An 8,210-nucleotide genomic window follows, 5' to 3' on the forward strand; every position below is an offset into this window, starting at 1 on the left:
GTGAGTTTCGCCTGATATTTCTTCGACCTCATTGCTGCAGCGATGATGATGGGAACGCATGCCGAAATACCGGTTCATGAAACATTCAGGTTAGAACTCCGAGCAATGCATTGACGAAGGCATCCTGTACGCCGTACGCATGCGATGGCTCCCTGTCAATAGTAGATACTCGGAAAACCAGTCCATCCGGGATCACACCCTTGAGGCCGAAGGCGAGTTCTTTTACGCGTTTGTCGGAGCCACCGAGGGTGACCTGATTACCGATGGTGGTCCAGTACGTGACCGGCTCGTACCGCTGTTTCGACAGGTTAGTTTCCAGACGATTTACTACAATCGACCCCTGCTCCGTTTTTAGGACACTTGGTGTCAACGAGGTCAGTTCAAACCCTTGCGCCGGGTAGCAGACTTCCGGGTAGTGCACTTCGTTACCCTTGCGTTGATCCTGGCCGTATGCAATCGACAGCATCACGCGTTCACCGGCACTGTTGACGTATGTGCGCGTGAGCGTTTCGGAATACAGCTTGTTCAGCAAGGCAATGCGATCGGGGCTAATGATGTTAGCGGTTTGCTGGATCTCTTCTTTCCAGTCGCCAAACTGCTTCGGTACCGCGCGCTCAAGGGTGGATTTCGGTCGGCTTTGGGCAAAGTACGTGGTCGGTGTCATGACATGGGTTAGCCCGGTCGTCAGCAACATCAGCGCCCCGAGCGAAAAACTGACCAGCATCATCGGCTTCATGGTGCGCTCCGACTTGGCAAGGATTTCCTCGTCTCGCGCAGCTTGACGAAAAACTGCAGCATCGAATCCACTCCGAAAATCAGCAGCAGCGCACTGATGAACAGCACCATTCCGGCAAAGCCATGCAGGAAGCCCTGCCCGGCTTCATCGCCAAAGTAATAGGTGATCAGCGTCAGCGTGATGACACGGATCACATTGGCCGTGAATGAGATCGGGATGATCAGCATGGCCAGCCCGACATTGCGAATGAGCGACGTGTGCCGCACGACATTGAGGTAGAACAGGCCAAGCGCTTCAAGCGTGAGTAGCGTTTGCAAGCCCGCGCAGGCATCGGCGACCAGTAGCTGGTACTGGCCGATCTGCAGCACCACGCCAGTGCGGGCGATCGGATAGCCGACGAGATACAGCAACTGATCGGTGACATATGAGACGGCCATTTTCATTGGCAGCGTCAACGCACTGACCAGCGGACCTGGTAGCGGCACCATGAAAAGCATGAAGAAGAATGGAAACCATTGCACCTTCAGTGCGCTGCTTCCACGAGTGATCAGCAGGATGCCCACCAGCAGTACGATGAATGAGCCGAGCTCGCCCATGATGATGCCCTGCGAGCGACCCAACGCATACAGCAGCATGCCGGCAATGGCGATCGGCCAGCCCACCCAGGAACCTCTCTTGCCGTGGCTGGCTTCCAGCATCGGTTGCCATTGTTGCGTGATCAGCCAGAGTGACAAACACAGGATGATCGGGCCGTGGGCGTAGGCTTCGGTGCTCCAGATGCCAACGGCAAGATCGTAAAAGGTGGGCACATACAGCAACAGCAGGCCGGCCATGACTGGCCACCAGGTCATCAGCGCGGGTTTCCACGCCATGCTTTCGCGTTCGCTGATGACGGCAGTCATCAGTAATCCACCATCACCGAACCGACCACCTCCGCGCCGACACGTCCGAGTTGTTCGGCCACGGTGCCGATGTCAGCCAGGCTGGTGACATTCTTGCGGGCGACCAGCAACACGCCGCCGGCGCGCACCGCAATGGCCAGAGCATCGGCGCCGGCGGAGAAGGCCGACATGTCGAACAGGACGACGTCGTAGCGTTCGGCCAGATTGGCGGTCAGCTGATCGAAGGAACTGCGGTTGAGCAGCTCCTGTGGATTAGGCGGCAGCGTGCCGGCCTGCAGCACGGACAGATCAACGAAGGAATCGATTTTGGCGATGGCCTCCAGATCGGCGCGGCCGGCCAGGATATCGGACAGGCCCTGCTTGCCGGGCAAATTGAAAATCTGTTGCTGGCGTGGCGTGCGCAGGTTGGCGTCGACCAGCAAGGTCTGTTCGCCCAGCTGCGAAAACACCACCGCCAGATTGGCAGTGAACAGGCTGGCGCCCTCACCCGGGTTGACACTGGCAATGGCAAGTGTCTTGCGGCCGCTGGCGAACCAGCGCAGCATCAGCTGGCTGCGCACTGCGCGCAGCGCTTCGACCTGCGGGCTGAATGGCTGGTAGGCGGCGATCAGTTCCTTGGCGAAGTTGCCCTGACCCGGTTGCAGGTAAGGGTAATCAAACTGACGTGCCAGCACCTGTTCGATGTCGGCATCGGTAATCAGGCCGAGGCTCTTGGCGGCTTCACCGAAACGCAGGCCCTTTTCCTTTTGCTGGCGCAGGATGCGCTCGGCGTCTTCCGGCTTGATCTTGCCCATGTCGAGCAGCACACGGCCGATGCTGGATTCACGCAGGAGGTCGAGGGGGACCACTTCGGCGGCGTTGGATTGGGTCATTTGGCGGTCCATGCTCAGATCGCTTTCAGGTTGCGTTGCAGGGCGCTATTGCGGCCGAACAGTCGGAACCGCGCACGTTTTGGCGGGTTCCAGTTGATTTCGCCGAGCACCGGCAGCTTCAGCACTTCGACCAGATCTTCCGGCGCGCGGATGCGGCGGTCGAGCAATTCGGCCAGCAGCCCGAGGCCGACGCCGAGCATCGTGCCGAGGAAAATCGAGACCAGAATATTGAGCTGAATCTTCGGGTTCGACGGCGTCAATGGCGCCACGGCGGCAGTGAGGATGGTGATGTCGGTCTGATTCGACTGGCCTTCCAGATTGGTCTGGGTGAAGCGCTGCGTGGTCGATTCGTAGGCGCGCTGGGCGCTTTCGACTTCGTTGCGCAGCAGTTTCAGGTCATCGCGGGTGCGGTTAATTTCGAGCACCTTGATCTTTTGCTTTTCCAGCGCGGCGCGGATTTCTGCTTCGCGTTGCTGGTAGATGCGGGCGCTGTTGCCGACGCTGTTGGAGGCGGCCTTGATCTGCTCATTGAGTTCGGAACGCAGCTTGTCGACTTCGGCCTTGGCACCCAGATACTGCGGGTGATTCTTTTCGAGGCGTTGCGACACTTCGGCGAACTTGGATTCGGCGTTGCCGAGGCTGGCTTTCAGGTTCTGGATCAGGCTGTTGCTCATCACGTCCGGCGATTCGCCAGCGCCGGCGCCAGAAGCCTGGCTGCGGCGCGAGGTCGCTTCGATCAACTGCGCCTGGGCGGCGACCAGCTGACCCGACAGTTCATTGAGGCGGGCGGATTCCACATCGATCCCGTCGATGCGGCTGTCGGAACTGACGATGCCGTTATCTTGCTGGAACTTGGAGAGCTTCTTCTGCGCGGCTTCGAAGTTGTCGCGCAAGACCTTGATCTGGTCGTTGATGTAGATCGCGGCGCGCTTGGCCGGTTCGACCTTGAGCTGGATGCTGGTGAGCTGGTACGCGGAAGCGAAGGCATTGGCCACGGCAGCCGCAAATTGCGGGTCGGCGGCCTTGTAGTTGATGTCGAGCACACTGCTCTCGCGCGACGGCACGACTTCGATTTTGCGCAGGATCAGGTCGGCCAGCCAGTCGCGGATGGAGCCGCGCCCCTGGGTCGCCTCGCTGAATTGTTGCAGCACGGCCGGACCTTCGGCCATTTTCAGGTCATCGATCACCTTCAGCGCGACGCTGCGGCTGTTGATGATGTCGACCTGCGTCGCCATGTAACCCGGCGTCAGCTGGGCCGGCAACGGCATGCCGGTGACCGGGTCGGCGCCCTTGTAATTGAGTACCAGCGAGGCCGTGGCCTTGTAGGTCTTCGGCAGCAGGAAGCTGACCACGGTGGTCACCACGACTACGACCGCCAGCGTGATCAGGATGATCTTGCGGCGCGCGTACAGGATGCGCAGAAACAGGGTGAAGTTCATGGACGGCTACTCGCGACGGTGGGGCACTTCGGGGAAATCAAAACAGGCTTTCCTGCACGAACACGACGTCATCGACCTGGATCAGATCGTCGTGTTTGGCGGTGAGCACCTGCAGGTTGCCGCCAGCGTCGCGGCGCTTGATGCGGATGTTGCGTTCGGTGCCGCGCAAGGTCAGGCCGCCGCCGACCGACAAGGCCTGCAGGACGGTCATGCCGCGTTCGAGCCGGAACTGGCCGGGGCGTTGCACTTCGCCGTAAATGTAGAAGCGCGCGGCGCGGTCGACGTAGACCACGTCGCTGCCGTTGAGCTCGATGTTCTGCTTCATGTCGCCGCTTTGCATCATGTCGTGCAGGTCGATCACTTCGCGGGTGCTCTTGCCGTTGCGGTTGCGGATCACGGTGATCACGTCGCCGCCTTCGGGGTTGGCGCCGCCGGCCAGCGCCAGCACGTCGGTCAGGGTGCGCTTGCCTTCAATCGGATAGCGCCCCGGCCGCAGCACCTGGCCGAGCACGGAGACCTGCTGGCTGGTCAGCACGGTGACGATGATGTTGACCTGGGCCTTGCGCAGAAAGCCGCCGCTTTCGAGCAGGCCGCCGATTTTCTTCTCGGCCTGGGAGGTCGACATGCCGCCGATGGCGACTTCGCCGACTAGCGGAAAGGTGATGCTGCCGGTTTCGCTGACGCGGGTTTCCAGCGTCAGGTCGGGATTGCCGTAGACAGATACTTTCAGTACATCGCCGGCACCGAGCAGGACGTCTTCGGCCTGGGCGGCGCCGACCAGCGTACTGAACAACAGCGCCAGCATCCACATGAACATTCGTTTCATTTCGTTGCTTCCATTTTGATCAGCAGATTGTGACGCAAGCATTTCACGGCATGCGGCCGGAACACCTTGTTGTCACTCAAGGGTTGGGTTAAAAGGCCCGGCGGTTGCAACGATGCCGCGTCCGCCGGACCCCCGCCAACTTACAGCGTTTATCAGAGCCCGGCAACACCGCGCTTGATGTGATCGTCAGTGACCGGCTTGGCTGCCGCGCCAGCCGCGGCGGGCGCTGCGGGTGTTGCGGCAGCGGCGGCGGGTGCCGCTGGTACCGCTGGTACCGGCGCGGTCTTGTCCTTGCCCTCGCCTGCCTTCGGCTGATTCAGGTAGACGATTTTTGCACTGGCACGCAAGCGCGCCAGTTCGGCTTCGGAGGCTTCCTTGTTCTTCTTGTTCATCAGGAACTGGCCAATCTGGGGTGCGGCCATGGCTGCGGTGATCGGGTTGTCCTTGATGTCGGCCAGCGCGACCAGCACGTTGCGGTCACCTTCCTGAATCACGAACATCTGGCCTTTTTTCATGCCGATCAATTTCTTGGTCAGCTCGGGCGGCAGGTCGGCGGTGCTGCGTGACATTTGGTTGCGTGCGTACGGAATCTTGTGGCCATCGAGCCATGCCGTTACTTCATCGAGCGACTTGGCGTTACCCAACAAGACCTTCAGTTCGTCGTTGAAATCCTTCGACGCGATGATCAGTTGATTCATGTCGAAGACCTTGCGCTGCGAGAAGATCTCTGGATGGGCGTTGAAGTAGGCTTCGATTTCGTCCTTGGTCGGCTTGGGCGTGTTGGCCAGCCGTTTTTGCAGGTAGGCCTGGGCGACGATCTGGGCCTTGGCGCGTTCGATCGCCTGCACCACCATAGGATCGCGGTCGACCTTGTCGCGCGCGGCTTCGCCCTGCAGCAACTGGCGGTCGATCAGCGCTTCCAGCAGTTGCTTGGTGGCGGCGTCTTTTTGCGCGGCCGGGACGTTGCTGCGGGCCAGTTCTTCGTTGACCTGATGCACAGTGATTTCCTGGCCATTGACCTGCACCAGCGACTGACCCGGCTCTTTTTCCTTGCTGCCGCAGGCGGCCAGCACCACCACCACGGCGATCAATGCTGCCTTGCTCAATGCGTGCTGCCCGACCAACGATACTGTGCGACCTGCCATGATGGCGTTCCTTAACTGGTTAAGACTGACCGCTGCGCGCATCGGCAGCCGGGCAGAAAAAATGGCGTCCAGATGATCTGGCCCGCCATGAACATGTAAACAGCCAACGCGTTGCGTCAGTTCGACTTCCAGGAATCGCGTGAGCGCTTGCGACGGCGCACCTGATATACCACAAAACCGACGCCTAACACCAACATTGCCCAACCTTCCGGCTCGGGCACGTGCGACATCTTGCGTGCTTCGAGGTGCAATGGCGCTGCCTTGACATCTGGCGTCACTGCGACAGCGGCGGCGTTGGCCAAGCTGGAGCCGGCCAGTAAAACGGACAGAATCAATGCTCGACATGTCTTCATGACAACGCTCTCCTGTGATCGTGAATTCGGGACTGCGGGTGCGGCCGGCACTGCGACCGACGGGTTGCCGGATGGTTCCTGCAACCGCCGGCGTAGTGTAGCTGTCCTATATGACAACATAATGACCGGCAACTTCACTGGGCCCCGGCCAAGACTCAGGCCGCAATCGCCGTCAGACGCTCCAGCCGCTCCAACAGTTTCTGCAGGTTCGGCAACGAAATCAGATGCGCGTAGATGCTCGACAGATGACCGGTGCGCGCCAGTTCCAGCAAATCGGCGTCCGCCAGTGCATTCAGGCGCGCTTCATCGACCACGTGGAAGCCATCCATCGAAATGGTGGCGCCGTTGTTCAGGGTGGCATTGACCACGCGCGGAATCAGCAGATCCAGCTTGCGCAGGTGCTTGACCATCACCGTGGTTTGCGAGGTGAAGGCGCGGTATTCGTTGAGGAGATCGAGCATGCCGTTGAGCAACGGTGTGTTGGCGCCATCTTCGGCGAACAGGCGCTCGCCGTCTGGCGCGCCAAAACCATCCGCCGCGGAATCGATCAGCACGCGCGACTCTTCGGCGGAATCATCGATTTGCAGCACGAACGGATAGCGCCGCACGAAGGCCGGAATGTACACGCCATCCCATTTGCCATCGGCCCGCACGCTCAGGTTTTCGTTGTCGCGCAGGCCGGTCAGCGCGACCGGGACGCCGCCATCGCCTTCATCGAGAATGAAAACGATCGGGTATTCGTGGCACACCATGGCAAATTCCACAGCCGCAAGCGGAATCGAATTGGTTTTGGCTGCATAGCGAAAACCGCTAGATTGCAACTTCAGGCGCAGATCGCGATGCACGTTGCGATCAATGATTACCGGTTTTTCGTAGAAAAGTAATGTGGTCATGGCGGCAGTCTAGTGGTTTGGACGCAAGAGTGTATATCGTCCACGTTACATTGCAATGACCAAAGTGGGCGGTGAGCGGACTGGGGGAGCGGGTGATTTCGATCGTTACTCGCGCCCCCGGTTTCAGCCGAGCCAGCTGCGCCGATTTAAAATGATGGGGACTGTCCCACGCTAATATCCTCTTCGGTCGGCTCTGATTCCAGCGTTTCAACAGGCTCTGCGGTCATTTCTTGAGCGATGCGCAGCGACTCGCGACCGGGCTGAATTAATCTCTGCCCTTTGCGCAGGCTTGCTCTCGTTGGCCCAGCGTACGAGCGCTGGCCTACTGTCATCGAGTGTCCCGCCATGGCCGCGGCTACTTCAGCCCCGAACTTGCGCTCAAAATTTGCGCGGGCCTGTCCGCGTAGCGTATATAAGGTCATCCATCTTTCGGGATGCATTGGCCAAATCATCTTTGACATGTTACTGAGTATCTTTGAAGTCTCGTGCGTGTATTCTTCTTCGGCAGCACTCTTTTGCATCTTTGTCTTTTTTAAAAAATCATCTCGCAGAAAAATATGCCGGCGGATATGATCTTGTTCCACACCGGGGTGAATAATAAAGTCGCGCCGGGAGGGTGGTTCGCCTACCTTTCTCTTTGCCGTCTGCACTGTCAGCACAATGCTTCCCTCGGGAGTATCGTCTTGATACAGTCTATTTCTTTCATATTCTGCTAATTCGACGTTGGACCATTCTGCTGGACGGAGTCCAGTTGCCATCGTCGCAATCGCAAATGATTGGGCCCGCATGGACGATTTTCTACTCGCACGTTTGCCGGTGGCGAGTTCGCTAATTAATTCGTCAAAGAACTCAAGCTTGATCGATTTCGGTCTTCGCGGCGCTAGGATTCGATTTTCGCTTTGGCTATACCCATATTGATAAATTGGTTTATTCACGACAATGAGTGTCGCTAAGGAAACGCGGAACAAATCGAATTCCGCCTGTTCGACGGCGTAGCGCGGATTTTTTGTTCGCGTTACGTCGAACGTTTGCGATTTTTCCTGT

At 58.9% G+C, this 8,210-nt stretch carries 9 protein-coding genes; all 9 read right to left on the reverse strand.

Annotated elements, in window-relative coordinates; genetic code table 11:
- Positions 1-85 precede the first annotated feature (85 nt).
- A complete protein-coding gene (epsI, locus tag RCH09_RS19005) occupies positions 86-736 on the reverse strand; it encodes an exosortase-associated protein EpsI, B-type (protein WP_326942717.1) in 651 nt (216 codons plus the stop codon).
- The gene (gene xrtB / locus RCH09_RS19010) at positions 733-1,638 is read right to left on the reverse strand and encodes an exosortase B (RefSeq protein WP_326942718.1); all 906 of its coding nucleotides are present in this window, start codon (positions 1,636-1,638) and stop codon (positions 733-735) included. Before xrtB ends, epsI begins: the two co-directional genes overlap by 4 nt.
- A complete protein-coding gene (epsG, locus tag RCH09_RS19015; protein WP_326942719.1) occupies positions 1,638-2,510 on the reverse strand; it encodes a chain length determinant protein tyrosine kinase EpsG in 873 nt (290 codons plus the stop codon). Before epsG ends, xrtB begins: the two co-directional genes overlap by 1 nt.
- Before the next feature lie 14 nt (positions 2,511-2,524).
- Positions 2,525-3,949 (reverse strand): chain length determinant protein EpsF, encoded by a 1,425-nt coding sequence (epsF, locus tag RCH09_RS19020; protein ID WP_326942720.1) that lies wholly within the window; start codon positions 3,947-3,949, stop codon positions 2,525-2,527.
- Positions 3,950-3,986: 37 nt separating this feature from the next.
- Complete coding sequence (epsE, locus tag RCH09_RS19025) at positions 3,987-4,775, reverse strand: polysaccharide export protein EpsE (protein ID WP_326942721.1); 789 nt, start codon at positions 4,773-4,775, stop codon at positions 3,987-3,989.
- A 152-nt stretch (positions 4,776-4,927) separates the two neighbouring features.
- Positions 4,928-5,920 (reverse strand): EpsD family peptidyl-prolyl cis-trans isomerase, encoded by a 993-nt coding sequence (locus tag RCH09_RS19030; RefSeq protein ID WP_326942722.1) that lies wholly within the window; start codon positions 5,918-5,920, stop codon positions 4,928-4,930.
- 116 nt (positions 5,921-6,036) lie between these two features.
- Entirely contained in the window at positions 6,037-6,273 is a 237-nt protein-coding gene (locus RCH09_RS19035) for a PEP-CTERM sorting domain-containing protein (protein ID WP_326942723.1), read from the reverse strand.
- Positions 6,274-6,428: 155 nt separating this feature from the next.
- Positions 6,429-7,166, reverse strand: coding sequence for a SapC family protein (locus RCH09_RS19040; protein WP_326942724.1), 738 nt, complete (start codon positions 7,164-7,166; stop codon positions 6,429-6,431).
- A 146-nt stretch (positions 7,167-7,312) separates the two neighbouring features.
- The coding region (locus tag RCH09_RS19045; protein ID WP_326942725.1) for a hypothetical protein at positions 7,313-8,210 on the reverse strand (898 nt) is incomplete at its 5' end.

It is taken from the genome of Actimicrobium sp. GrIS 1.19, assembly GCF_035984655.1.
Lineage (GTDB): Bacteria > Pseudomonadota > Gammaproteobacteria > Burkholderiales > Burkholderiaceae_D > Actimicrobium.

Coding starts and splice junctions, on each gene's coding strand:
- epsI (WP_326942717.1), bottom strand. CDS start 736: ATGAAGCCGATGATGCTGGTCAGTTTTTCGCTCGGGGCGCTGATGTTG.
- xrtB (WP_326942718.1), bottom strand. CDS start 1,638: ATGACTGCCGTCATCAGCGAACGCGAAAGCATGGCGTGGAAACCCGCG.
- epsG (WP_326942719.1), bottom strand. CDS start 2,510: ATGACCCAATCCAACGCCGCCGAAGTGGTCCCCCTCGACCTCCTGCGT.
- epsF (WP_326942720.1), bottom strand. CDS start 3,949: ATGAACTTCACCCTGTTTCTGCGCATCCTGTACGCGCGCCGCAAGATC.
- epsE (WP_326942721.1), bottom strand. CDS start 4,775: ATGAAACGAATGTTCATGTGGATGCTGGCGCTGTTGTTCAGTACGCTG.
- RCH09_RS19030 (WP_326942722.1), bottom strand. CDS start 5,920: ATGGCAGGTCGCACAGTATCGTTGGTCGGGCAGCACGCATTGAGCAAG.
- RCH09_RS19035 (WP_326942723.1), bottom strand. CDS start 6,273: ATGAAGACATGTCGAGCATTGATTCTGTCCGTTTTACTGGCCGGCTCC.
- RCH09_RS19040 (WP_326942724.1), bottom strand. CDS start 7,166: ATGACCACATTACTTTTCTACGAAAAACCGGTAATCATTGATCGCAAC.